Consider the following 25118-nt stretch of genomic DNA (forward strand, 5'->3'; position numbering starts at 1 on the left):
ATCATCGCCGCGATTGCCTCGCGCGTCAGCTCTTGTGGTGCGAGAGCTTCTGCGAAAGGTAGAGCGGTTCGCCGAGCTTCTGAAGCAGATCGAGCTGGGTTTCCAGCCAATCGATGTGCTCCTCCTCGCCGTCAAGGATCTCACGCAGCAAGTGTTCGCTCTGGTGGTCACCCTTCTCACGGCAGAGAGCGATCGAGCTGTTCAAGCGCGCCACGGCCGCGTACTCGAGCTCGAGATCGCTCTTGAACTGCTCCGGCACGTTCTGGCCGACGTTCAGCTTGTCGAGGCGCTGCAGGTTCGGCAGGCCTTCGAGGAAGAGGATCCGCTTCATGATCGCCTCGGCGTGCCGCATCTCGTCGATCGACTCGTCGCGGCTGTGCTCGGCGAGCGCGAGGTACCCCCAGTTCTCGCACATCTTGGCGTGCATGAAATACTGGTTGATGGCCACGAGCTCGGCGGCGAGAACCTCGTTCAGCGCGTGGATGACGTCTCTGTCGCCCTTCATGGAAGACCTCTAGCCTGCAAGGGTTACGGCTCCGGCGATACGGTCGCCGCGATGTCCGCCTAGCACGCTATCGGAAAAATGGGCAGGCTCGTGAGGGCTCTCGACACAAAACAACTCCGTCACGCGACAAACGCTGCCGCATGCACGTAACGTTGGAGTTGTCGAAAACCGTTATCGAAAACAGAGCGAGCCGAGCCGAACCGTCAGGCCGCCGATGAGGCGGTTCGAAGCATGCGGAGCCGACGAACCCCGCAACTCGGGGCGGAATCGGCGCCTTCCGTGGAGACCGGCGCGTCGCCCTCGACGAGGGCCTTCACGGTCGCCCGACACGAGCCGCAACGAGTGCCAGCCCGCGTCTTTTCCATGACTTCATGGGCCGTCGAGGCACCAGCGCCCACGAGGTCCAGGATGTCCTTCTCCGAAACCGCCTCACAGATGCAGACGTACATAGTGCTTCCGACCGTCCGGCGTCCTGTTGATGTTGAGAATAGCTTTCAACATCAACGCGGTCAATACCGTTGGCGTGGATCGGCCGTCTGTTCGAGGCGGAGCGGTCACATGGCGAGGCCGCCGTCGACGTCGATGGTGCGGCCGTTGAAATACTCGCACTCGATGACGAAACGGACGGCGAGCCAGAGGTCCTCGGGCACGCCGATGCGGCCGACGGGGATCGCGGCGACGAGCGCGTCCTTGGCCTTCTGGTTCATGCCCTGGGTCATGGGCGTCTCGACCATGCCCGGCGCCACGCAGCCGACGCGGATGCCGAACGGCGCGAACTCGAGGGCCCAGGTCTTCGTGTTCGTTGCGAGCGCGGCCTTCGCGGCGCTGTAGTTCGACTGGCCGCGGTTTCCATGGCGCGCGATCGAGCTGATGTTGACGATGACGCCCTTCTCGCCGCTCGACGCCATCTTCGCGACGACGTCGCGGACCATGTACGTCGCGCCCGTGAGGTTCACGTCGATGACCGCCTGCCACTGCTGCGCCGAGAGCTTCGTGATGGCGCCGGTCGTGCGGTCCTTCTTCACGAGCAGGCCGTCGCGCAGGATGCCGGCGTTGTTGATGAGGCCGTTCAGGCCGCCCATGGCCTCGTGCGCGAAGTCGACGTACGCGGAGACCTCGGCCTCGCTGCCGACGTCGAGGCGCTTCGGGTGGATCTTGCCGCGGAGGCCCTTGGCCTCCTCCGCGAGCGAGGCGAGCAGGGCCTCGTTCACGTCGCCCGCGACCACCTGTCCGCCGGCCTCTGCGAGGCGAAGGGCGTAATGACGGCCGAGGCCCGAGGCAGCGCCGGTGACGATGAACTTGGTGTCTTCGAGTCGCATGGTCTCCTCCAGGAAGCGAGGGCCGAAGAGCCCTCGGCAGCGGGGTGATACACGCGCGGATGGAGATCGGGAAGGCCACGCTTGCGCCGGGTAGCCCCGGTGATATTTCCCGAGCCATGATCCGCCGCGCGCTGCTCGTTCTGTGCATGGCCCTCGGCTCCGTGGCCGCATGCAAACGTGACGTGCCCGTCCCGGCCGCGTCCGATCCCAACGGGAAGGATCTGGTGGACGGCGCGGTCGTCGCGGCCGTCGAGTCGAGCGGAGGCGTCCGGCTCTACAAGATCGTCCACGTCGACGACTACCCGGAGCCCGCAGGCCCCGAGTACCACATGATCGCCTACAACCCGAAGGTGCCGACGTTCCAGGACGCGGCGAACCTGTGGAAACACAAGCGGGGCGAGGTGACGGTCGCGATCGACCACATGTTCGTGCGGCTCGTGAGCTTCGGCAAACGCGACCATCGCGTGCTGTTCGTCGAGCCAGTGACCGACGAGGAGAAGGCGCCGTACCTGAAGGCGCGGCGCTGACTCAGCGGGTCCGCGCGGCGATCGCGGTGGCGAGCAACTGAATCGCCTGCGTGTGCAGGCGGCTCGCCCAGCTCTTGCTGATGCCGAGATCCGCGGCGATCTCGTCGAAGTCCTCGCCCTGGAAGTAGTGCCGCTCGACGAGCTTGCGCTCACGCTCGGGGAGCGCGTCGACGGCGTGACGAAGGGCGTGGGCCATCTCGGCGCGTGAGGTGTGCTCCTCGGGCGAGCTCGCGCCGGAGACGAGGCCGAGCGCGAGGGCCGCCGCATGCGCTTCGAGGAGGCGATCGAGCTTGGAGACGTGGTCGTCCTCGGAGAAACCCGGGTCATCCGGGGCGGAGGCGAGGTCGAGGGAGAGGCGCTCGGCGCAGAGAAGGCCCCTGGCGCGGGCGAGGGCCCGGCGGGCTCGACGCTCGTGCTTGATGCCGTCGAGGATGGCCCAGCGGACCTTGCGAGCGACGTACGTGGGGAGCGACGCGCGGGTCGGATCGAACGTGCGCGCGGCGTCGAGCAGGCCCGCCTGCGCAAAGGCGCGCATGTCCTCGAACGGGACCACGTTCCCGAGCCTGCGCCCCATCCACCGGAGGACGTGCTCCAGCACGGGCTTGCCCTCGTCGTAGTAGCGCTCGATCGCGGGGTCTTCGCCGAACGAAGCGACGCGCAGGCTCACTCGCCGGCCCCGGAACGCCGCGAACGAATGCCGCTGGCCCGGCGAACCTCGGGCGCCTCGTCCGCTTCCAGGTTCGCCCCGACGAACGCCTCACCACTCTCCTCGACATGCCTCGGCGCGGCCCGGCGGAGGACGCGCGCGGCGTGCTCGTCGGTCGCGAGCCCCTCGGCGAGCTCATCCCGCAGGAAATCGAGGTCCTCGCTGGGGAGGAGGCCGCGGTACGGCGCGACGGCTGCGTCGATGCGCGCCGCGACCCAAGGGTTGGCAAGGAGAGGGTGCATCGGTAGGGACAAACCTAGCACCCGGAGAAGCGGCGAAACAAGGGGAAAAAGAGGCCGTCCGGTTCGGTGGGACGAACTTGGTTTTTCCGCGGGGTTTTTCCGGGGGCCCGAGGCGAACGGCGCGTCGTCCTGAGGGGGACGCCTCGCGTCCCCCTCTCATCCGGGCAGAGCCCGGACGATTCACCCCCCGAGGCGAGCTCGCTTCGCGATCTCGCAGAGCGCCGAACCGTTCGGCGCTCGAAGCTCACTTCGGCGGGTTCTCCCCGTTGAGACACTCGTCGAACGCCTTCACGCTCTTCGCGGCCATCGCGCACTCGAGCCGCTTCCTCTCGGCCACCTTGCCGACGAGGCTCTCGATGCAGCCGTTCGCCCACGGCTCGCCCATCTTCCCGACCACCGCGTCGATGCTCTGCGTGGCCTGCTCGCGCTGCTTCTCCGTGAGCCGCTTGTCGAGCGCGGCGATCTGGTCTCCGCGTTGCACCGCGACGTACTGCCGGCCGAGCTCGATGCAGTCCTTCTCCGTCAGGATGTAGTCGTTCGCGGCGCCGTCGTCGGTCGTCTTCTTCGCGCCGTGCGAGAGCGGCCTCGGCTCGGGCTCCGTCGTGTCGGCCGTGGCCTCGCGCGGCTCGCTCGCTCCGTCGTCCGGGGCAGAGCCGCTCTGGCTCGTGGCGTCGTCGGGCGGCGGGGTGGATGCACCGCAGCCGAAGGCCCCGAGCGAGAGCAGCGTGGCGAGGACGGTCGCGGCGAGCGTGGAGAGCAGGGAACGGCCGTTCATGGACGGACAAGCGTACGCCCGCTCCTTTTGCCCTGTCCATCCTCGCCGGTACGTCGGTGCACGGACCGAGGCCGCTCCCCGGGTCGATCGTGGTTGGCAGAGCGCGTGCAGGCAGATCGCACGGGGCGGAGACCAATGCGATCGTTCTGGGTTTACATCCTACTCGTCGTGGGCGCGGTGCTCCTGCTCGGCTCGCTCGAAGGGAGCGAAGAGCGAATTCCTTACGCTCGGTTCCGGGACATGGCCGAGCAAGGTGTGCTCACCGAGGTCCAGATCAAGGGAGACACGTACATCGGGCGCACGGCGCCGAACGCGCCCGTCGGCACGTCGCAGACGTTCCGGACCGGGCGCATCGAGGGAGCCGAGACCGCTCTGCTCGCGACGCTCGACAAGAAGGACGTCCCGTACACGCGGGTCTCCGACGGCGGGCCGTCGCTCTCGATGATGCTGCTCTGGGCGCTGCCGCTCGTGGGCGTGCTCCTGCTCGTGGGCTCGATGTCGCGCAAGGCGCCGACGCCGAACATCACGAATCCCGCGCTGAACTTCGGCAAACACAAGGCGCGGCTCTACGTGGACAAGGGCGCGCCGATCACGTTCCGCGACGTGGCCGGCAGCCACGAGGCGAAGGCCGAGCTCACCGAGATCGTCGAGTTCCTGAAGGCGCCGGAGCGCTATCGCAGGCTCGGCGGGCGCATCCCGAAGGGGTGTTTGCTCGTGGGGCCGCCCGGAACGGGCAAGACGCTGCTCGCGCGGGCCGTGGCCGGCGAGGCGAACGTGCCGTTCTTCAGCATCTGCGGCTCGGAGTTCGTGGAGATGTTCGTCGGCGTGGGCGCGGCGCGCGTGCGCGATCTGTTCGCCCAGGCGCGCGAGAAGCCGGCCGCGATCCTGTTCGTCGACGAGCTCGACGCGGTCGGAAAGGCCCGCGGCGCAGCCGGTCCGATCGGCGGCAACGACGAGCGCGAGCAGACGCTGAACCAGCTCCTCACGGAGATGGACGGCTTCGACGGCGCGACGGGGCTCGTGGTGATCGCCGCGACGAACCGGCCCGAGATCCTCGATCCAGCGCTCACGCGCGCGGGGCGCTTCGATCGGCGCGTGTACGTCGACCGGCCGGACCTCCGCGAGCGGCGCGAGATCCTGGAGGTGCACGCGCGCCGGGTGCTGCTCGGCCCGGACGTGAACCTCGACGACATGGCCGCGCAGACGACGGGGCTCGTGGGCGCGGATCTCGCGAACCTGCTGAACGAGGCGGCCCTGCTCGCGGCGCGCAGGCACGCGACCGCGGTGAGCAAGATGGATCTCGAAGAGGCGATCGAGCGCGTCATCGCGGGGCTCGAGCGCAAGAGCCGGCGGCTCGGGGCGCACGAGCGCACGGTCGTGGCGTACCACGAGGCAGGACACGCGATCGCGGCGGAGCTCTTGCCGACGCAGGATCCGGTGCGGAAGGTGTCGATCGTTCCGCGCGGGATCGGCGCGCTCGGCTACACGCTGCAGAAGCCGCGCGAGGACCGGTACCTGATGAGCCGGCAGGAGATCCTCGATCGGCTCGTGGTGCTGCTCGGCGGGCGGGTGGCCGAACAGCGGACGTTCGGCGACGCGTCGACGGGCGCGCAGGACGATCTCGTGAACGCGACGGACATCGCGCGGCGCATGGTGCGCGAGCTCGGGATGGGCGGCGCGTCGATGGGGCTCGCGTCGTTCGATCCGCGGCGAAGCGTGACGTTCGAGCGCGGCGGTTACGACTACAGCGAGGAGACGGCGCGGGCCGTGGACGCCGAGGTGGGGCGTCTGCTCGCGGAGGCCGAGTCGCGGACGAAGGCGCTCATCAACGAGCATCACGAGGCGCTCGAGCGGATCGCGCGGCGGCTGCTCGAGGTGGAGACGCTGTCCGGCGAGGAGGTGCGCTCGCTCTTGCAGGCGCCGTCGGCGGAGAAGCCGAAGGGCGCGGAGACGGAGAACGTCGACGTGGCGGTCGACGACGTGCCGACGAGCGAGGCGCGGCCGCGGGCGGCTTGTCGGTAGAAGCGTCGATCAGGGCGCGGGCGCGGAAGATCGGCCCCCGCGCCCCGCCCCTCACCAGATCCGCCGGAACAACCGCTCGAAATCGAGCCCTTCTCCCCGGAACATCACCCCGAGCACCTGCCCTCGCACGAGCGCGTTCGGCACCGTGCCCATCACCCGGCTGTCGAGCGACGCGGGCCGGTTGTCGCCCATCACGAAGAGGTGATCGGGCGGCACCACCGCGGGGCCGAAGTCCTCGAAGTCTCGACCTCCCGACTCGTGCGCGAGGCCGCCGAGGTGCTCCAGGAACCGCCCGTCCGGCAGCCTCTCGATGCGCTGCGGACGACCGTCGATGTAGAGGATCCCCCGCTTCACGGCGACCGTTTGTCCCTCCGTGGCGACCACGCGCTTGACCAGCGGGATCGCGCCTCCGCGCGGATCCGCGAAGACCACGATTTCCCCGGGGCGCGGGCTCTTGTGGTGGAAGAGCCACGCGTCGGTGAACGGCACGCGCAGGCCGTACGCGGCTTTCGCCACGAAGATGCGATCGCCGGGCTCGATCGTCGGCCACATCGAGCCCGTGGGCACGTGGTACTGGTCGGCGAGCGAGGCGCGCGCCGCCGTCAGCACGAGGACGAGCGCGACGAACTTGAGCGCCCTCTTGAAGAGGGCCAGGAGGAGGCGCTTGCGTCGCGATGCGACGGGCGGCGTTGCCTCTTCGGAGAGCGTGAGGGAAGGCTCGAACGAGGCCATCGCGTGGTGGTCGGTAGCATCACGGCCGAGGCCGATCCAGCCTGCGGGCATGACGAACGCCCACGCCTCCGCGGCGAAGCTCACGTTGTGTGGATCGATCTCGCTTTATCCCGTTTCGCTCGGCGCGGCGATGCACCTCGCGGGCTACCACGCGCTCGGCTTGCCGTTCACGTACGTACCGTTCCGCGTGACCGATCTCGGCGGCGCGATCACGGGCATGCGCGCGCTCGGGATCCGCGGGCTCGGCGTGTCGATGCCGTACAAGCAAGAGATCCTGCCGCTGCTCGACGCGATCGATCCGCTCGCGGCGAAGATCGGCGCGGTGAACACGGTCGTGCAGGAGGACGGGCGGCTCCTCGGGCACAACACCGACTGCGTGGGCGCGGTGCGCGCGCTCGAGGAGATCGCGCCCGTGAAAGGCGCGCGCGCGCTCGTGCTCGGCGCGGGCGGGGCCGGGCGCGCCGTGGCGCACGGGCTCGCGGACGCAGGCGCGAAGGTTGTCGTGACGAACCGCAGCCTCGACAAGGCCGAGGCGCTCGCGGCCGAGATCGGCGGGCGCGCGGCGGGGGTGGAGGAGGCGCGAAACGCGGGGGATTATGACGTCGTCGTGAACGCGACGTCCGTGGGCATGGGCGAGATCGCGTCGGAAAGCCCCGTGCCGGAGGAGGCGATCGCCGCGGGGCAACTCGTGATGGACATCGTGTACAAGCCGATCGAGACGGCGCTCGTCCGCGCGGCGAGGCGGCGAGGCGCGCGCGTCATCCACGGCGGGCGCATGCTCTTGCACCAGGCGGCGCGACAGTTCGAGCTCTACACGGGCGAGCGGGCTCCGCTCGACGCCATGGATGCCGCGCTGCGGGAGCAGATCGCCATGCTCGGTTGAGCTGGGACACGCCCCCTTTTGTTTGCAGCGCGTCGTCGTCTGCCGGCATGCTCCGCGCCGTGGATCGCCGGGCCCTGCTCCTTCCGCTGCTCTCCGCCGTGGCCCTCGGATGCAGCGTCGAGGCTTCGCCCGCGCCCGCGCCGACGAACGTCGCCGCAGCCGCTCCCGCTCCCGCTTCCGCTTCCGCTTCCGCTCCCGCTCCCGCTTCCGCTTCCGCCGCCGCTCCCGCTCCCGCCCCCGAGCCTCCGCCCGAGGGCATGATCGCGCTCCCGCCGGCCATCTACCTCATGGGCTCGCGCGCACTCGAAGGGCTGCCCGAGGAGAAGCCGATGCACGAGGTCGTCCTCGCCGGCTTCTACCTCGACCGCACCGAGGTCACCGTCCGCGCCTACCGCGCCTGCGTCGCCGCCGGCGCTTGCACCCCCTCGCACACCGGCGAGGCCTTCTGCCCCGGAGACGCCGAAGGCAAAGCCGATCACCCGATCAGCTGCATCGACTTCCCCCAGGCCGAGGCCTACTGCGCCTTCGCCAAGAAGCGCCTGCCCACCGAGCGCGAGTGGGAGTACGCCGCCCGCGCGGGCAACGAGCACCGCAAGTTCTCCTGGGGCGACGACCCGCCCGACGAGAAACACGCCTGCTACGACCACCCCGGCACCTGCCCCGTCGCCTCCTTCCCCGCAGGCGCCTTCGGCCTCTACGACATGTCGGGCAATGTGTGGGAATGGACGTCCACCGTCTACGGCCCCTACCCGGACGAGGCCCGCGCCGGCACGCATCGCGTCTACCGCGGCGGGAGCTGGAGCCGCCGTTTTCCCAAGTGGCTCCGCACGGCCCTGCGCAATCGCTACGAGCCGCACAAGTGGAGCGCTTCGCTCGGCGTGCGTTGCGCAAAGTCGCAGACCCCCCTCACCTGCCCTCCCGACACCGAGGCCCGCGGCGAGACCTGCGTCCGTGTGAAGGGCGATCCCTCGTGTGAGCCCGGCCTCTCCTGGAACGGCAAAGCCTGCTCCCTCGGCGGCGTCGCCCTGCCCGTCAGCGCCGAGGCCGCCGCGAACCCGACCGCCACCGCCGCCGCCTCCTCGTCTCCCGCGGCCGAGCCCGCCCCCGTGCGTCGCACCCGCACGCCGCGATTCGATGACGATTGCAAGGCGCATTACGCGGGACGCCCTGCGGCTTATCGTTACGAGGGAGGCACGTTTTACAGCCGGAACCCGGTCATCGCGGGCGACGGCTGCACGAAGCGGGACATGGGCGAGACCTGGACGAGCGCCTGCTGTTCGGGCTAACGCATACCTCGATGGAGCGGTCTCCGCGGGGTCTCGGGCGTTCGTTGCCTTCCCAGGTGGCCCAAGGCCGCTCGCCCATCTAGGCTGTCGCGCCTCGGGGGATCTCGCTGCGCTCGGACGAGCCGAGCCACCGCGCCCCCCGACCTCTGTTTCCCATGCTGCCCTTCGAGATTCGCGCCGCCATCCTCGGTGATGAAGAGCAAATGCTCACCGTCGCGCGACACCTCAACTCGGTCAACCTGCCGCACGATCGGGACGCGATTCACGAGATCGTGAGCCTCTCCCACAAGAGCTTCACCGGCGAGATCAAGGATCCGCGGCTCCGGCAGTACGTCTTCGTGCTCATCGACCGCGTGAAGCAGCACATCATCGGCACCTCGATGATCATCGCGCAGCTCGGCCGGCGCGGCGCGCCCTACATCTACTTCGACGTGCTCGACGAGGAGCGGTACTCGGCCACGATCGACCGGCACTTCCACCACACGCTCCTGCGCATCGGCTACTCGTACGACGGCCCGACCGAGATCGGCGGCCTCGTGATCATGCCCGAGTACCGCCGCACCGACCGGCTCGGCACGTTCATCTCGTACGTCCGGTTCCTCTACCTCGCCGCCCACCGCGAGCTCTTCCAGCAGGAGGTGCTCGCCGAGCTCATGCCCCCGCTCGAGCCCGACGGCACGAGCCACCTCTGGGAGGCCCTCGGCCGGCGCTTCACGGACATGACGTACGCCGAGGCCGACCGGCTCTCGAAGAAGAACAAGGAGTTCATCAAGGGCCTCTTCCCCGAGGGCCCGATCCACGCGTCGCTCCTGCCCGAGGACGCGCAGAAGGTCATCGGCAAGACGGGCCTGCAGACCCGCGGCGTCGAAAAACTCCTCCGCCGCATCGGCTTCCGGTACGCCCACCGCGTCGACCCCTTCGACGGCGGCCCGCACTACACGGCGCGGATGGACGAGATCAGCCTCATCGCCGACGGCAAGCGCACCCGCGCCGATCGCCCCTACTCGCCCGTCGCGGGCGAGCGCAAAGGCATCCTGGCCGTCGAGATGAACGAGCCTCCCTTCTTCCGCGCGGTCCTCGGCAACCTGCGCGAGGGCCCCCGCGGCGTCGCCATCGATGACGAGGCCTGGGAGACGCTCAACCTGCACCACTCGAGCCCGCTGATGGTGCTCCCGATCGAATGACGCTCGGGGGCTCCGCTCGGCAAGCCGAGCTCTGCCCCCAAACCCCCGGACAGTTTGAAGCCACGCTCTGGCTGCGCCGCGGCACCGTCGTGCTCGCCCCCTTGTATTCTGTGCGTTCTTTCGCTACAGAATTTTTAGTACACAAGGGAGCCACGCATGGTTGCTCACCCGGACCCTCTGCTCTCCGTCCCCACCGAACCCGAGCGCCTCGCGCGTGGCCAGGAGAACAAGGCACCGGCGCCTGCGCGCCCCGACCCGGAGACGTGGCTCTCCGCGCGTGAGCTCGACATCCTGACGGCGGTCGCCGAGGTCGCTCTGCCCCCGGGCAGCTTCCTCGAAGGCGCAGGCCGAACGACCGCCGAGGCCACGGTCCGCTACCTGTCCGACATCCCCCGCGAGGCGATCCGCGTCTTTCAGGCCGCCCTCTGGGCCGTCGAGCTCTCCACGCTGCCCACGAAGCGCCGCCCCTTCTCCGAGCTGCCGCGCGAGGCGCGCCTCGCGGCCCTCGAGCGCTTCGAGCAGTCCCGATGGCTTCCGATCCGCGAGGTCGTTCGGGTCCTGCTCACGCCGCTCAAGGCGATGCATTTCGACCGGCCCGAGATGTTCCGCCACGTCGGCTGCCGCTACGAGCTCGAGACAGTGCGCGACGAAACCCCCCGCTGGCTCGCGCGGGTGACCGACGGGCGCGAGGTATCCGAGGATCTCGACCTCGAATGCGAGGTCGTCGTGGTCGGCACGGGCGCGGGCGGCGCGGCCGCGGCCTACGAGCTCGCCTCGCGCGGGCGGGCCGTGCTCATGCTGGAGGAGGGCCATTACCACCGGCGATCGAGCTTCAACGGCCGTCCCTCCCGCGCCTATCGCGAGCTGTATCGCGACAAGGGAATGACCGTCGCGCTCGGCAACGTGAACATCCCCATCTGGGCCGGCCGCGCCGTCGGCGGCAGCACCGTCATCAACTCGGGCACCTGCTATCGCGCCCCCGCGCGTACCTTCGCCTACTGGCGCGATCACCACAGGCTGCCGAACGATTTCTCACCCGAGGGCCTCGGCCCCTATTACGAGCGCGTCGAGGCCATGCTCGGCGTCGCGCCCGCGAGCCCGCTCCACCTCGGCAAGATCGCCGGCATCATCGCGCGCGGCGCCGAGCACCTCGGCCTCCGCCACAAGACGCTCACACGCAACGCCCCCGATTGCGACGGCCAGGGAATCTGCTGCTTCGGCTGCCCCACGGGCGCAAAACGATCGACCGACGTGAGCTACGTGCCCGCCGCGCTCGCCCGCGGCGCCGAGCTCGTGACGGCCGCGCGCGTCGATTTCGTCGACATCGTGGCCGGGCGCGCCCGCGGCGTGACGGCGACGCTCGGCGCCGAGCGGACGAACGGCCGCGCCCCGCGCCTCCGGGTCCGCGCCGACGCCGTGATCGTGGCCGGCGGCACGCTCATGACGCCGCTGCTCCTCCGCAGGAGCGGCGCGTGCCTCTCCTCGGGGATGCTCGGGAAAAACCTCTCGATCCACCCTGCCTCGAAGGTGATGGCGCTCTTCGACGACCGCGTCGATCAATGGAACGGGATCCCGCAAGGGTATTCGATCGACCATTTCGCCGACGAAGGCCTCCTCTTCGAGGGCGGCTCGCTCCCGTTCGACGTCGCCGCGCTCGGCGTGCCCTGGTCGGGGCCGCGTTTCGTCGAGCTGATGGAAAAATACCCATACCTCGCGACGTTCGGCTTCATGATCCAGGACCATAGCCGCGGCGAAGTCCGCGCGGGCCCTGGCGGAAGGCCGCTCTTGCTCTACCGCCTGAACGAGCGCGATGCGCGCCTCCTCCAGCGCGGCGTCGAGATCCTCTGCGAGGTCTTTCAAGCGGCCGGCGCGCGCCGCGTCTTGCCTTTCGTCGCGGGCCACGACGAGGTGAACACGAAGGACGCCCTCGCCCGCCTCCGCTCGAGCCGCATCCAGCCCGGCGACATCGAGGTCACGGCATATCACCCCCTCGGGACGTGCCGTATCGGAACGAATCCGGCCCGCTCCTGCCTCGGCCCCGACCACGAGGCCCACGACGTCGCCGGCCTCTATGTATGCGATGGCAGCGCCATCCCCTCCTCGCTCGGCGTGAACCCTCAGATGACCATCATGGCCATGGCTTTGCGCGCCGCTGAAATTATCCATCAACGGCTCGGCTAGACGAATTGCCGCTTTAGCAGACGTCTCCCCGTGGTCTTCGGACATTCCACGTCCGCCCGGGAATCGACCAACGCTTCCACGTCCGTCCAAGCGGTGGTAAGGTCGTTCGCCCGAGGGACGGTCCCCGGGGCGATTCCAGCGGATCACTTCCTTCCCAGAACTGCGGTACGGCCGCCTCGGAAAAAAAACGTACGTGCGGCTGAAGCGCAGACGATCGCGCGAGACCGTGTGGCGGGGGACGAACGTGGAGCGCTCGAATCGTGGATGTTCGTGCTGACAGGAAGGTTTCACAACGATGAGCAACAAAGCTCAGTCCCCCCGTGGGGGGTGGCGATGGGCGCTCACGGCGGCTTTCATGAGCCTCGCCGTGGCTTCGTGGACGGGGTGTAGCGACGGCGGATCGAACACCACCGGCGGCGACGGCGGCTCCGGCGCGACGGGCGGCTCCGGCGGCCCCGGCGGCGCGGGCGGCGCGGGCGGCGGCGACGCGTGTCCGTCCGGACAAACCGACTGCAACGGCACCTGCACGCTCACCAATATCGATCCGGCGAACTGCGGCGCGTGCGGCAAGGCCTGCGCCGAGGGCGAGGTCTGCGCCGCGGGCGAGTGCGGCCTGACGTGCTCCGGTGGCACGACGAACTGCGCAGGCAAGTGCGTCGACACGACCATCGACCCGGAAAACTGCGGCATGTGCGGCACGGCCTGCGCCGAGGGCGAGGTGTGCTCGGGCGGCAAGTGCGGCACGCAATGCGTGGGCGGCACGACGAACTGCGATGGCCAGTGCGTCGATACGACCCTCGATCCGGCGAACTGCGGCATGTGCGGCACGGCCTGCGCGGCCGGTGAGGTCTGCGCGAACGGGCAATGCGGCCTCGCCTGCGTCGGCGGCACGACGAACTGCAATGGCAAGTGCGTCGACATCACGATCGACGCGCTGAACTGCGGCATGTGCGGCACGGCGTGCCCCGCCGGCCAGGCGTGCTCGAACGGGCAATGCGCCACGCAATGCGTGGGCGGCACGACGAACTGCAATGGCAAGTGCGTCGACACGACCATCGACCCGCTGAACTGCGGCATGTGCGGCACGACCTGCGCGGCCGGCCAGGTCTGCGCGAACGGCTCGTGCGGCCTCGCCTGCGTCGGCGGCACGACGAACTGCAATGGCAAGTGCGTCGACACGACGCTCGACCCGCTGAACTGCGGCATGTGCGGCACGGCGTGCGCGAACGGCCAGGTCTGCTCGAACGGGATGTGCCAGCTCGCCTGCGTCGGCGGCACGGCGAACTGCAATGGCAAGTGCATCGACCTGTCGCTCGACCCGCTGAACTGCGGCGCGTGCGGCGCGGCGTGCGCCTTCGGCGAGGTCTGCACGGCCGGCAAGTGCCAGCTCAACTGCGTCGGTCAAACGACGAAGTGCGGCGCGCTCTGCGTCGACGTCAAGACGGACACGGCGAACTGCGGCATGTGCGGCAAGGCCTGCGCCGCCGGTCAGGTCTGCTCGAACGGCACCTGCCAGCTCACCTGCGTCGGCGGCTCGACGAAGTGCGGCAATGAATGCGTCGACACGGAGACCGACCCGACGAACTGCGGCATGTGCGGCAAGAACTGCGCGGCCGGCCAGGTCTGCGCGGCCGGTCAATGCAACCTGAACTGCGTCGGCGGCACGGTGAAGTGCGCGAATACCTGCGTCGACACGAAGAGCGATCCGGGCAACTGCGGCGCCTGCGGCAACGTCTGCGGCGCCGGCCAGGTCTGCACGAACGGCCAGTGCGCCGCGCAATGCGGCCCCGGCACGACGAAGTGCGGCAACGTCTGCGTCGACACGAAGCTCGACCCGAGCAACTGCGGCGCCTGCGGCAATGCCTGCGCCGCCGGCCAGGTCTGCTCGAACGGCACGTGCGGCAATACCTGCGCGGCCGGGACGACGAAGTGCGGCACCGAGTGCGTCGATCTGCAGACGGACGAGGCGAACTGCGGCATGTGCGACACCGCCTGCCTGGCCAGCATCGCCTGTTATGCCGGCGTCTGCCAGCCGCCCGGTGGCTGCGACACGCTCGGCGATTGCGGCACCTGCCAGCAATGCTCGTTCGACGGTATCTGCTCCGACGAGCTCGCGACGTGCGCGAACGACCCGACCTGCGTCACGCTCTTCAACTGCCTGAACCCGGCGAGCGGCGTGTGCGACGCGAACTGCCAGAACATGTGCGTGCAGCAAACGACGCAGATGGCCATCGACGAGTACAACAACATCATCGAGTGCCTCTTCTGCCAGGAGTGCGGGACGAGCTGCGGCGTGGACCCGGTGGCGAATGGCTGCCCGGCGAGCTGCGATAACAACGCCCAGGGCTGCAGCGGCTGCTACGCCTGCGCCGCGGGCATGGGCGGCAACTGCGAGGACGACCTCGCAATCTGCCTCGCCAACCCCGAATGCATCGCGCTCGACGACTGCCTCGTCGCGTGCCCGCCCGGCGATCAGCAGTGCCAGATCAACTGCGAGCAGGCGCACGTGTTCGGCATCGCCGACTACAACGCGATCGTTCTCTGCGGCTTCTACCAGGAATGCCCGAACGACTGCCTCGGGCCGTGAAGCCCTGAGCGTTCGTCCGGATCCCGGGAAAACCGGGATCCGGACAAACGCGGTACCCGGCCCAACGGCGGTGGAGTAAACTCCCCCGCATGCAGGCGCCCCCTCCCGCCAAGCGCGGCCCCGGCCCGAAGAAGCCGTCCGGCGTCGAGCTACCGCCCTCCTCGCGATTCGCTCCCCTCGCGATCGGCCTCGGCATCGGCATGATGCTGCTGATCACCGTGACAGCGCTGCGAAGGCGGCCCACGCCGACGACCGCCCCCTCCGCAGACCCCGCGACCGAATCCCCCGAACAACGAACCGAGCGGCTCGCCCGCGCCTGCGAAGCCGCGCGCGCGATGCTCTGGACCGGCGCCCCCTGGGGCGCGATGCCACTCGAAGGATTCACGGTGCGCCTGTGGCTCGGCCCGAGCAACGGGAAGATGGTCACGCACCCGGTGATCGAATCCGCGAGCCAGAAGAGCAAGCTCGGCGAGGACGCAGACGCCGTCCTCGCGAAGGTGAACGACGGATCCGTGTCCGTCGTGCGATACGAGCCGCGGGGCGAGGTGGAAATCGCATTCTCGGGGGGATACGCGCGGGCCTTCTTCGAGCTCGAAGGCCGCAATCGATTCCTCGGTCTCAGCGAGCGCATCGCCCGCGAGACAGGCGCCGACGAGGCCGCGCTGTACGCCGGCTGCAGTCACCTCGACACGCGCGACGTCGGCGCGTGGTTCCACGGCAAGGACACGAAAAAAGCCGCCGCCGCCCTGGTCTACGTGATGGGCCTGCCCGGCGGCGTGAGGACCCCGAAGCACGTGCCCGCCGCAAAGGACCTGGCCACGATCAACGCCGCCACGGCCCCACTCGACGACGCAGCCATCCTCGAAATCGTGCGCGACGACGGCGCGCGCGTGGTGACGACCGACGGCGTATCGATCTCGTTCCCCTACGCAAACCCCGTGCGCGCAGCGCAATCGAGCGCAAAGCTCGCGGAGAAGCTCGCGCTCCACTGAGGAACGCAGAATGGAGCGGGGGGACAAACGCTCCTGTTGAAGCGTTTCGCTGGGGCTTTGCCCCAGGCCCCACCCGGGGCTGTCCGCCCCGGGACCCGGACCAGCGCAAGCGCTGGACTCGGGGTCGATGAACTGCGCGATGCGCAGTTCATCGAACAGACCGGGTCAAGACCACGAGCGACCCTGCCAACCAAGACAGCAGCGCGGACGGTTCAACCGGCGACGTGGTAGCAACGGCCTGTGGGAAGAACTGCGCATCGCGCAGTTCTTCCCCCTGAGGTCCAGGGCTGGCCCTGGTCCGGGTCGAGGGGCGGATAGCCCCCGCGGGGACCGGGGCAGCGCCCCGGCGCGGCGGCACCCTGGACGCTAGGCCTCGGCCATCGCCGCCTGCGCCGCCTTCGCTTTTTCGTTCTCGAAGGGGGAATTGCCGCGACGAATGTCGCTCTCGATTCGCCCGTCGGTCACGGTCACCATCCGCGGCATCGACTCGGCGAAGCTCGGGTTGTGCGTGACGACCACGATTGTCGTGCCGTGCTTGCGGTTGATCTCGAAGAAGAGCTCGTGCATTGCCTTCGAGGTGCTCGAGTCGAGGTTGCCTGTCGGCTCGTCGGCGAGAAGCAGCTTTGGCGAGAGCACGAGCGCGCGGGCCAGCGCCACGCGTTGCTGCTCGCCGCCTGACAGCTCGCCGGGCCGGTGCGTCACGCGGTGCGCGAGACCCACCTCTGTGAGGAGCGCCGTTGCGGGCGCCTCCATGTCCCTGCGTGATTTACCCTGGATGAGCCCGGGCATCATCACGTTCTCCAGCGCATTGAATTCGGGCAGCAGGTGGTGGAACTGGAACACGAAGCCAATCGTGCGGTTCCGGATTGCTGCCAGGCGCGCGCTCGGCAGGCCCACGAGGTGCTCGCCTGCGAGCTTGATCTTTCCGCTCGTCGGCAGATCCAGCGTGCCGATGCAATGCAGGAGCGTGCTCTTGCCTGCGCCCGAGGGGCCGACGATGGCCACGACCTCGCCTTGATCGATGACGAGGTCGATCCCGCGGAGCACGTCGAGCTTTCGCCCCATGTGGACGAAGGACTTTTGCAGATTCTCGATGACGATGAGCGGCTCGCTCATGGGCTCACTCGTAACGGAGCCCGTCGACGGGCGAAAGCCTCGACGCCGCGCGGGCTGGATAAAGGGTGGCGATCGTGCAGATGATGAGCGCGGCGACCGCGACCATCGCGTAGTCGCTCCCGTTCACGTTCACCGGCAATCGGTCGATGTAATACACCTCGGGATCCAGCCGGACGCCGAAGCGCGCGAGGCCCGAGCACGCGGCGAACGCGGTGCCCACGCCGAACACGGTGCCGATGCCGCCGATGATGACGCCTTCGAGCATGAAGATGCGCATGATCGCGCCGTCCGAGGCGCCGAGCGCCTTCAGGATGGCGATCTCCTTGCCCTTCTCCGTCACCATGAGGAGCAGCGTGCAGACGATGCAGAAGCTCGCGACTGCGATGGCGATCGAGAGGATGATGAACGTCGCGATCTTCTCCAGCTTGAGGGCGCTGAAGAGGTTCTTGTTCATCTCCACCCAGTCGCGCACGCGGAGCGGCTCCTTGCCCTCTCCCATGTCGAACTTTGCGGCGGCGGCCTCCACGAGCGGCGTCACCTCCGCGACCCGCTCGGGATCCGGCACGCGCACGTCGATCTGGCTGATGTTGTCGCCCATGCTGAAGAAGCTCTGGGCCACGTCGAGTTTCACGTACGCGTGCGTCGCGTCGTACTCGTACATCCCGCTGTAGAAGATCGCCGCGACGCGGAACCTGCGGGTCCGCGGCATCACGCCCATCGGGCCGAGCTCGCCCATCGGCGAGAGCAACGTGATCTCGTCGCCCACGAGCACGTGCAGGCTCTTCGCGAGCTCCTTGCCGATGATCACGCCTGGCAGGACCTTCACGTCCTTCCGCAGCGCTGCCTTCACCGCAGGATCGAGGTCCGCCGAGGCGCGCAGGTCCGGCCCCTTGAAGTACGGCTCGCCTCCGGCGCCTCGGCCGATGATCGTGTCCGGCGGCAGATCTGCGAGTTTGTCTGGGTCGTCGAGCCAGTCGAAGTTGCCGACCTCGATGTTCTGCTTGAGGTCGATCACCTGCGCGATCGTGTTCGTGTCGATGCCGCGCACGAGCGCGCCCGCGGTGTTCGACGCCGATGAGCCCATCGCGTCGCCCGCCACGACCGGCGTCGCCGCTCCGCCCTTCGGCGCGACCGCGAGCCGGATGCCGTCGAGCTTGTCCTCCCAGTCGGGGAAGCCGCCGGGCTGCGTCACGTCGACGACGATGTGCGCGTTGTTGCCCAGGATCTTGCGCTTCAGGTCGGCGCCGAAGCCGCCCATGATGCTCGTCACGGAGCAGAGCGCGCACGAGCTCACGGCGACGCCCGCCATGCTGAGCACGCTGATCACCGTGAGGAATCCGCTCTTCGTGGCGCGCACGTGCCGCGCGCCCACGTACGAGCTGAAGCCGCGGCGCTCGAGGACGTCGAGGATCACCGGCAAGAGCGCCGCGAGCACCGCGAGCAGGAAGATCACGCCCGTGAAGAGCGCCGAGAAGCCGACGATCTCGTCTCGCAGCTTGAACGGCGCGAACCGCTCGCGCGGCGTCTTCTCCGCGAAGTACGAGAGCACGGTGAAGGCGAAGCCGAAGAGCGATCCGAAGAGCCAGCCGACGCCCCGCGCCGAGCCTGCTCGCAGGCGCTGGAAGCCGAGCACCGCGAGCCAAACCGCCGCGAGGACGGAGAGGATGCGCAGGACGAGGAAGGGAAGCGCTGCGATCAACTGCCGCTCGCCTCGGGCCGGAGGAGGGGGAACAGGATGACGTCGCGGATCGACGCGGCGCCCGTGAGCAGCATCGTGAGCCTGTCGACGCCCATGCCGAAGCCCGCGGTCGGGGGCATCCCGTATTCGAGCGCGCGCACGTAATCGGCGTCGTAGTCCATCGTCTCCTCGGCGCCCTTGGCCTTCTTCTCGACCTGCGCCCGGAAGCGCGCGTCCTGATCCTCGGGATCGTTCAGCTCGCTGAAGGCGTTGCAGAGCTCGCGACCATCGACGAAGAGCTCGAACCTGTCGACGAGCGATCCATTCCCGTCCTTCTTCCGCGCGAGCGGCGAGACCTCGAACGGGTAGTCGATGATGAACACGGGCAGGCTCTTCGCGCCGTCATCCGTGCGGTAATCCGCGGTGAGAAAGGGCTCGGCGAGGTACTCGTACGCGCAGAAGACGCGCTCGCCGTCCGAGTCGCACTTCTTCATGCCCGAGCGGAAGTTCGCCCAGTCGATCTCGCGCTTCTTCTCCTTGGCGGCCTTCGCCCAGGCCTTGATCGGCGCGTCATCGTCGGCGACCCGCGTCGCGACCTCCGGGGGCAGACCCGAGCGGGCGAGGGCGTTCTCGATGGCCTGCGCCATCGGGACCCGGACGAACCGCTCGAAGGACCAGGTGCGCGTCTTCGCCCAGGCCGCGTGATCCTCCGGCAGCGCCGCGGCGAGCGCCTCGTCGACGGCGCGCAGCATGGCCTCGGTCTGGTCCATGAGCGTCTCGTACGTGGCGTAGGCCTGGTAGTACTCGAGCATCGTGAACTCGGGGTTGTGCCGCGTGGAGAGCCCCTCGTTCCGGTAACAGCGCGCGATCTCGTAGACGCGCTCGAAGCCGCCCACGACGAGCCGCTTCAGATAGAGCTCCGGCGCGATGCGCATGAAGAGCTCCATGTCGAGCGTGTTGTGGTGCGTCTTGAAGGGCCGGGCCGCGGCGCCGCCGATGATCGTGTGCATCGTGGGCGTCTCGACCTCGAGGAACCCCTTGCCGTCGAAGAAGCGGCGCAGCGCCGAGATGAGGAACGTACGCGCCCGGAAGACCGTGGCGACCTCGCGGTTCGCCACGAGGTCGACGTAGCGCATGCGGTAACGCGCCTCGACGTCCTTGAAGCTCGTCTTCGTGGGCAGCGGGCGATAGGCCTTCGTGAGCAGGCGGAAGCTCGTCGCCTTGACGCTGAGCTCCCCCTTCTGCGTGGCCATCGCCGTGCCGGTCGCCTCGATGATGTCGCCGAGGTCGACCTCCTCGTGCAGGCGCGCGTAGGCCTCGCCGAGTACGGCCTCGTCGCAGTAGAGCTGCAGCTCGCCCGTGCGATCGCGGAGCCGCACGAACGAGACGCCGCCCATCTGGCGCAGGAAGAGGACCCGGCCCGCGATCCGCAACGGCTCGGGCGCGACCATCGAAGCGTCGTACCGGCCCGCGGCGTTCTTCGCGCCGTCGAACTGCGCCCGCGCAGACGCGAGATCCACGAGCGGCTCGCCCGACGTGACGTCGTTGGCGAAGGGGTTGTCCCCGCGCCCGCGGATCTTCGTCGCCTTCTCCTTGCGAACGGCGATGAGGGTCTCCTCGGCGTGCTGCGTCGCCGCTGCCGAGGAGGCTCCTTTTGCGGTCTTTTCCTGCTTGTCGTCGCTCACGCGTCGTCCTCTGCGACCACTTGGCCGCCCTTCTTCAGCGTGCCGCCCGCCGCGGCCATGAGGTACGCCTCGATGAACGAGTCGAGATCCCCGTCGAGCACCGCGTCCACGTTGCCCGTCTCGCTCGCGGTCCGCACGTCCTTCACGAGACGGTAGGGCGCGAGCACGTAGTTGCGGATCTGGCTGCCGAAGTTGATCGCGGTCTTCGAGGCCTGGTACGCGGCGTTCTCGGCGTCGCGCCGCGCGAGCTCGCGCTCGTAGAGCTTCGCCTTCAGCATCTTGAGCGCCATCGCCCGGTTCTGATGCTGGCTGCGCTCGGCGCGGCAGACGATGTTGATCGTCGGATCGGGAAGGTACCGGAGCCGGACGGCCGTCTCGACCTTGTTCACGTTCTGCCCGCCCTTGCCGCCGGCGCGCATCGTCGTGATCTCGATGTCCTTCTCGTTGACCTCGATCTGGATGTCGTCACCGACATCCGGCGTGATCTCGACCGCGGCGAACGCGGTTTGTCGCGTATGATCCGCGTTGAACGGGCTCATGCGCACGAGCCGATGCACGCCCGTCTCCGAGCGCAGATAGCCGTACGCGCCCGGGCCCGTGACGGTGAACGAGACGGCGTCGATGCCGGCCTCGTCGCCGTCCTGGTAGTCGATGATCTCCGTCTTGTAGCCGCGCCTCTCGCAGAAGCGCAGGTACATGCGGAGCAGCATCGAGGCCCAGTCCTTGGCGTCGGTGCCGCCGGCGCCCGGGTGAATGCTGACGATCGCGTTCGACTGATCCGCGGGCCCGCTCAGCATCCGTTCGAGCTCGACCTTGCGCAGGCGCGCGTCGAGATCGGCGACCTGCTTCTCGCAGTCGGCCATCGCGGCGTCGTCGTTCTCCGCGGCCGCGAGTTCCAGGTACTCAGCGGTGTCGTCGATCGAGCGGCCGAGCGTCTGCGCGACCTCGAGCTTCTGCTCGACGTCCGCGCGCTTGCGCAGCGTGGCCTGCGCCTTCGTTTGATCGTTCCAGAAACCAGGCTCGAGCGACTTTTGCGTCAGCTCGGCGAGCATGCGGGACAGCTTGGGGACGTCAAAGATGCCCCCTTAGCGCCGCATAGCGCCTTTTAAGGTCTTCGATTTTCTCGCGGGTCTCGGACAGCATGGGCGGCGGTTTATTCGATTTCCGCCGCCCACGCTAGGGGGGACGAGCTGATCACGTGGGATCGGGGCCGGGCGTCTTCTCGCCGTTCGCGGGCAGCTCCGGCTTCTTGATGTACTCCTGCGGAATCTCGCCCGTCAGCGATTTCAGGAAGGCCACGATGTCCGCGACGTCCGCCTCGGGCAGCTCCTTGCCGAGCTGGTGGTAGGCCATCGCCTGCACCGTCGTCTCCAGCCGATCGAAGGCGCCGTCGTGGAACCACGGGCCCGTCTGCGCCACGTTGCGCAGCGTCGGCACGCGGAAGACCATCTTGTCCTCTTCCTTCTTCGTGACCTCGTAGCGGCCGAGATCCTTCTGGTTCGGGTACGCCTTGATCAGGCCGAGCTTCTGGAAGGTCGAGCCGCCGAGCGCGCTGCCGCTGTGGCACGAGGTGCAGCCGCTCTGGATGAACTTCGTCAGGCCCGCGCGCTCCTGATCCGTGAGCGCCGTCTTGTCGCCGGCCATGTACTTGTCGAAGCGCGAGGGCGTCACGAGCTGCCGCTCGAACGCGCCGATCGCCTTCGCGAGGTTGTCGTACGAGATCGGCTCCTTGTCGTCCGGGAAGGCCTTCTTGAAGCCTTCCTCGTAGCCCGGGATCGACTCGAGCACCGCGACGACGCTCGCCTCGTCCTTCATGGCCATCTCGATCGGGTTCAGGATCGGGCCCTTGGCCTGGTCTTCGAGCGTGCCCGCGCGGCCGTCCCAGAACTGCGCGACGAACCCGCCGGCGTTGTACACGGTGGGCGCGTTGCGGCCGCCGAGCTGGCCTTTGTGGCCCTTCGAGACCTTCGTGCCGTCGACGCCGAACTTGTCGAGCATGTGGCACGAGTTGCACGAGAGGTCCTGGTTCTTCGAGAGCCGCGTGTCGTAGTAGAGCTGGCGGCCGAGAGAGACCTTCTCGGGCGTGATCGGGTTCGTGTCGGTCTCGCCGCTCTTCGCCTCGTACTTGGCGGGCAGCGTGCCGAAGTTGTTCTTCATGTCCGCGAGGTCGAGCTCCGCGACCTTCGCGGCCTCGGCCGAGGCGTTCGCCCCCTTCTTCTTCTGCTGGAACGGGAGCGGCGTGGCCTCACGCTCGCCGCAGCCGGCGCCTGCGAACGCCGCGGCGGAGATCAGGAGCAGTGGCAGGAACAGGCGGAAGCGCATCGGTGACGTGTCTCCTCGCAACACCGAGCCCGAGGTGCGTAAGTGGGGCTCTAGGCGCTTCTCTTAGGTGACAACGCCGGGCGGCGTCAACGATCGGCTGCCCAAAGGACGCGACGGAACCAAAGGTTCCCCAACGGCACGGTAGCCCCGATGCGCCGTCGGGCTCGTCTGCCGCAGCGCCCCCATCCCGATCGCAACGCGGCGGTTCGGTCGGGTAGGATGCGGGAGAACGGGGAGGAGGCGCCGTGGAAGGGTTTCGGAACACGTGGAGGGGCCGTGCATCGCGGTTCGGCGGGGCGTTGCTCCTCGCGTTCGCCGGCGTGCTCGCGTCCGCGGAGGGCAAGGCCGCTGACGATGCGGCCTACGAGAGGGAGCTCGCCGAGCAGATCCAGAAGCTCGATCCCGAAGCGGCAAAGCTGTTCGCAGAGGCAAACGCGGCCCGCGAGCGGAACGATCTCGCAGGCGCCGCGGAGCTCTACGAGAAGGTGCGCGCGCGCGTGCCGACGTTCTCGGCGGCGACGCGAAGGCTCTGCACGGTCAAGCTCCACCAAGGGGCGCGAGACGAGGCCGTCGCGCTCTGCCGCAAGGCGCTCGTGACCGAGGACGCGGCCGAGAACAAGGCCGCCCTGGCGCAGGCGCTCCTGCTCCGGCCGAAGGGCGCGCCCCCGAACACGTCGGAGCAGCGGGAAGCGTTCGAGCTCGCGAGCTCCGCCGCCGCGCGAAAACCCGACGACAAGTTCGCCCAGCTCCTGCTCTGCGAGTCCGCGCTCCAGTACGGCCGCTTCGATCAGCTCCGCACGTGCTCGCGCGCGCTCCAGCGCGTCGCGCCGGACTTCGCCCCGACGTACCTCTATGCGTCGATGGTCAGCGCGTCCGAGGGCCACCTGGACCAGGCGCTCGAAACCCTCGAACGCGCGAAGACGCTGGGGATCGACGAGCCCACGTACACATCGCTCAAGGCTCAGTACGAGGAGGCGATGCCACTCCACGAGCGGTACGGCATGACGATGCTCTACGGCGTCCTCGGGTGGCTCGCGGGCCTCGCCGTGCTGCTCGGGATCGGGGGGCTCTTGAGCAAGCTCACGCTGCGCGCGGCGACGGCCGTCCCGAAGGCGGCGGACGAGAACGCGACGGGCACGGACAAGTGGCTGCGGCGCGTCTACGGCGTCGTTCTCTGGGCCTGCTGCGCCTACTATTACGTCAGCCTGCCGATCGTGATGGCGATCGTGCTGATCGCCGGCGGCGGCATCATTTACGGCTTCCTCGCGCTCGGGCAGATCCCGATCAAGCTCGTGGCGATCGTCGCGATCTTCACGCTCGTGTCGCTGTGGGCGATGCTGAAGAGCATCTTCCTCCGGCGGAAGGACGGCGATCCGGGCGACAAGCTCGATCTCGCCGAACACCCGAAGCTCCGCGCCGTGCTGGAAGAGGTGGCCGGGCGCATCGGCACGAGGCCCGTCGACAACGTGTACATGACGCCGTCGACGGAGGTCGGCGTCTTCGAGCGTGGCGGCCTCTTGCGGCAGCTCACAGGCCGCACGGAGCGCTGTCTCGTGCTCGGCGCGGGCGTGATCGACGGCTTCCCGATCGGCGCGTTCAAGGCCGTCCTGGCGCACGAGTACGGGCATTTCCACAACGAGGACACAGCCGGCGGCGGCTTCGCGCTGGCCGTGCGGCGCAGCGTGCTCACGATGGCGCTCTCGCTCGCGCGGGGCGGAGCCGCGGCCTGGTACAACCCGGCGTGGCTCTTCGTGAGCGGCTTCTACAAGGTTTTCCTGCGGATCTCGCAGGGCGCCTCGCGCTTGCAGGAGGTGCTCGCGGACCGATGGGCCGCCTTCGCGTACGGCGCGGAGGCGTTCGCGCAAGGCCTCACGCACGTGATCGAGCGGTCGATCCGCTTCGACATGCACGCGCAGGCGGCGCTCTCCGAGGTGATCCAGGAGAAGCGCGCGCTCGCGAACCTCTACCGCTACCGCGTCCGTGGAGAGCCCCCGAAGGAGGCCGAGATCGAGAAGGCGCTCGACGAGGCGATCCACGCCGAGCCGTCGCCTTACGACAGCCACCCCTCGCCGAAGGACCGGTTCGCCTGGGTAAACGCGCTGCCGAAACGCGCCATCGAGGCCGCGCCGGACGACGCGCTGGAGGTCTGGGCGCTGTTCGGAGACCGCGCGAAGCTGGAAAAGCAGATGACGCGGAAGATCCGCGAGGCCGTGGCGATGGACCACGGCGTCGTGATCCCCGCGGGCAAACCCAAGGCGAAGGCGAAGAAGGACGCAGCGGAAGAGGAGACGGACGAGGCGGAGGAGCAGGCTCCGGAGGCGGCCGTTTGACCTCACCCCCCCCCTCTCCACGCGTGGAGAGGGAGGGAGGAGAACC

At 68.8% G+C, this 25118-nt stretch carries 20 protein-coding genes; 9 read left to right on the forward strand and 11 right to left on the reverse strand.

What is annotated here, in order from left to right; genetic code table 11:
• Nucleotides 1–25: 25 nt before the first annotated feature.
• Together bfr and QHF85_RS10175 are read right to left on the reverse strand one after the other, a co-directional pair.
• Nucleotides 26–505 carry a bacterioferritin gene (bfr, locus tag QHF85_RS10170; RefSeq protein WP_281326913.1) on the reverse strand — a complete coding sequence of 160 codons (480 nt, stop codon included), beginning with the start codon at nucleotides 503–505 and terminating at the stop codon, nucleotides 26–28.
• A gap of 554 nt (nucleotides 506–1059) precedes the next feature.
• Nucleotides 1060–1824, reverse strand: coding sequence for an SDR family NAD(P)-dependent oxidoreductase (locus QHF85_RS10175; RefSeq protein WP_281326914.1), 765 nt, complete (start codon nucleotides 1822–1824; stop codon nucleotides 1060–1062).
• Between the two features lie 116 nt (nucleotides 1825–1940).
• Between QHF85_RS10175 and QHF85_RS10180 the strand changes: the two genes are divergently transcribed.
• Nucleotides 1941–2351: a hypothetical protein gene (locus QHF85_RS10180; RefSeq protein WP_281326915.1), complete on the forward strand. Its 411-nt coding sequence runs from the start codon at nucleotides 1941–1943 to the stop codon at nucleotides 2349–2351.
• A 1-nt stretch (nucleotide 2352) separates the two neighbouring features.
• Here QHF85_RS10180 and QHF85_RS10185 read toward each other — a convergent pair whose 3' ends face one another.
• The 3 genes from QHF85_RS10185 to QHF85_RS10195 all read right to left on the reverse strand — a co-directional run bounded on the left by QHF85_RS10185 (nucleotide 2353) and on the right by QHF85_RS10195 (nucleotide 4074).
• A complete protein-coding gene (locus tag QHF85_RS10185; protein WP_281326916.1) occupies nucleotides 2353–3018 on the reverse strand; it encodes a sigma-70 family RNA polymerase sigma factor in 666 nt (221 codons plus the stop codon).
• Nucleotides 3015–3299: a hypothetical protein gene (locus QHF85_RS10190; RefSeq protein WP_281326917.1), complete on the reverse strand. Its 285-nt coding sequence runs from the start codon at nucleotides 3297–3299 to the stop codon at nucleotides 3015–3017. The genes QHF85_RS10185 and QHF85_RS10190 overlap by 4 nt, the downstream gene beginning before the upstream one ends.
• A 244-nt stretch (nucleotides 3300–3543) precedes the next feature.
• A complete protein-coding gene (locus QHF85_RS10195; RefSeq protein WP_281326918.1) occupies nucleotides 3544–4074 on the reverse strand; it encodes a hypothetical protein in 531 nt (176 codons plus the stop codon).
• Nucleotides 4075–4209: 135 nt separating this feature from the next.
• Between QHF85_RS10195 and ftsH the strand changes: the two genes are divergently transcribed.
• Nucleotides 4210–6096: an ATP-dependent zinc metalloprotease FtsH gene (gene ftsH / locus QHF85_RS10200; protein WP_281326919.1), complete on the forward strand. Its 1887-nt coding sequence runs from the start codon at nucleotides 4210–4212 to the stop codon at nucleotides 6094–6096.
• Nucleotides 6097–6147: 51 nt separating this feature from the next.
• On the opposite strand, the gene lepB is transcribed toward ftsH, so the two are convergent.
• Nucleotides 6148–6912: a signal peptidase I gene (gene lepB / locus QHF85_RS10205; protein WP_281326920.1), complete on the reverse strand. Its 765-nt coding sequence runs from the start codon at nucleotides 6910–6912 to the stop codon at nucleotides 6148–6150.
• On the opposite strand from lepB, the gene QHF85_RS10210 reads away from it, so the two are divergent.
• The 6 genes from QHF85_RS10210 (at nucleotide 6878) to QHF85_RS10235 (ending at nucleotide 15941) form a co-directional block, all read left to right on the forward strand.
• Nucleotides 6878–7711 carry a shikimate dehydrogenase gene (locus QHF85_RS10210; RefSeq protein ID WP_281326921.1) on the forward strand — a complete coding sequence of 278 codons (834 nt, stop codon included), beginning with the start codon at nucleotides 6878–6880 and terminating at the stop codon, nucleotides 7709–7711. The genes lepB and QHF85_RS10210 overlap by 35 nt on opposite strands.
• 59 nt (nucleotides 7712–7770) lie before the next feature.
• Nucleotides 7771–8997, forward strand: a complete 1227-nt coding sequence (locus tag QHF85_RS10215) for an SUMF1/EgtB/PvdO family nonheme iron enzyme (protein WP_281326922.1) — start codon at nucleotides 7771–7773, stop codon at nucleotides 8995–8997.
• Between the two features lie 155 nt (nucleotides 8998–9152).
• Nucleotides 9153–10181, forward strand: coding sequence for an arginine N-succinyltransferase (locus QHF85_RS10220; protein WP_281326923.1), 1029 nt, complete (start codon nucleotides 9153–9155; stop codon nucleotides 10179–10181).
• A gap of 156 nt (nucleotides 10182–10337) precedes the next feature.
• Nucleotides 10338–12362, forward strand: a complete 2025-nt coding sequence (locus QHF85_RS10225) for a GMC family oxidoreductase (protein ID WP_281326924.1) — start codon at nucleotides 10338–10340, stop codon at nucleotides 12360–12362.
• A 295-nt stretch (nucleotides 12363–12657) separates the two neighbouring features.
• A complete protein-coding gene (locus QHF85_RS10230) occupies nucleotides 12658–14949 on the forward strand; it encodes an MXAN_6577-like cysteine-rich protein (protein ID WP_281326925.1) in 2292 nt (763 codons plus the stop codon).
• A gap of 89 nt (nucleotides 14950–15038) precedes the next feature.
• Entirely contained in the window at nucleotides 15039–15941 is a 903-nt protein-coding gene (locus QHF85_RS10235) for a hypothetical protein (RefSeq protein ID WP_281326926.1), read from the forward strand.
• A 366-nt stretch (nucleotides 15942–16307) separates the two neighbouring features.
• Here the strand turns inward: QHF85_RS10235 and QHF85_RS10240 are convergent, their stop codons facing one another.
• The 5 genes from QHF85_RS10240 to QHF85_RS10260 form a co-directional block, all read right to left on the reverse strand.
• The gene (locus QHF85_RS10240) at nucleotides 16308–17057 is read right to left on the reverse strand and encodes an ABC transporter ATP-binding protein (RefSeq protein ID WP_281326927.1); all 750 of its coding nucleotides are present in this window, start codon (nucleotides 17055–17057) and stop codon (nucleotides 16308–16310) included.
• A 4-nt stretch (nucleotides 17058–17061) separates the two neighbouring features.
• Nucleotides 17062–18756 (reverse strand): ABC transporter permease, encoded by a 1695-nt coding sequence (locus QHF85_RS10245; RefSeq protein ID WP_281326928.1) that lies wholly within the window; start codon nucleotides 18754–18756, stop codon nucleotides 17062–17064.
• Nucleotides 18753–20420, reverse strand: a complete 1668-nt coding sequence (gene lysS / locus QHF85_RS10250) for a lysine--tRNA ligase (RefSeq protein ID WP_281326929.1) — start codon at nucleotides 20418–20420, stop codon at nucleotides 18753–18755. Before lysS ends, QHF85_RS10245 begins: the two co-directional genes overlap by 4 nt.
• Nucleotides 20417–21563, reverse strand: a protein-coding gene (gene prfB, locus QHF85_RS10255; RefSeq protein ID WP_281326930.1) for a peptide chain release factor 2 whose coding sequence is annotated in 2 segments (ribosomal slippage) — nucleotides 20417–21493 and nucleotides 21495–21563 — 1146 coding nt in all. Because the reading frame shifts where the segments join, the coding sequence is not laid out codon by codon here. The genes lysS and prfB overlap by 4 nt, the downstream gene beginning before the upstream one ends.
• A 51-nt stretch (nucleotides 21564–21614) precedes the next feature.
• Complete coding sequence (locus tag QHF85_RS10260; RefSeq protein ID WP_281326931.1) at nucleotides 21615–22742, reverse strand: cytochrome-c peroxidase; 1128 nt, start codon at nucleotides 22740–22742, stop codon at nucleotides 21615–21617.
• A gap of 245 nt (nucleotides 22743–22987) precedes the next feature.
• Here QHF85_RS10260 and QHF85_RS10265 point away from each other — a divergent pair, with 245 nt between their 5' ends.
• On the forward strand, nucleotides 22988–25072 hold the full coding sequence (locus QHF85_RS10265) for a M48 family metalloprotease (RefSeq protein WP_281326932.1): 2085 nt from the start codon (nucleotides 22988–22990) through the stop codon (nucleotides 25070–25072).
• Nucleotides 25073–25118: the final 46 nt, after the last annotated feature.

Origin of the sequence: Polyangium sp. 6x1 (assembly GCF_029946515.1) — a bacterium.
Taxonomy (GTDB): Bacteria; Myxococcota_A; Polyangia; order Polyangiales; family Polyangiaceae; genus Polyangium.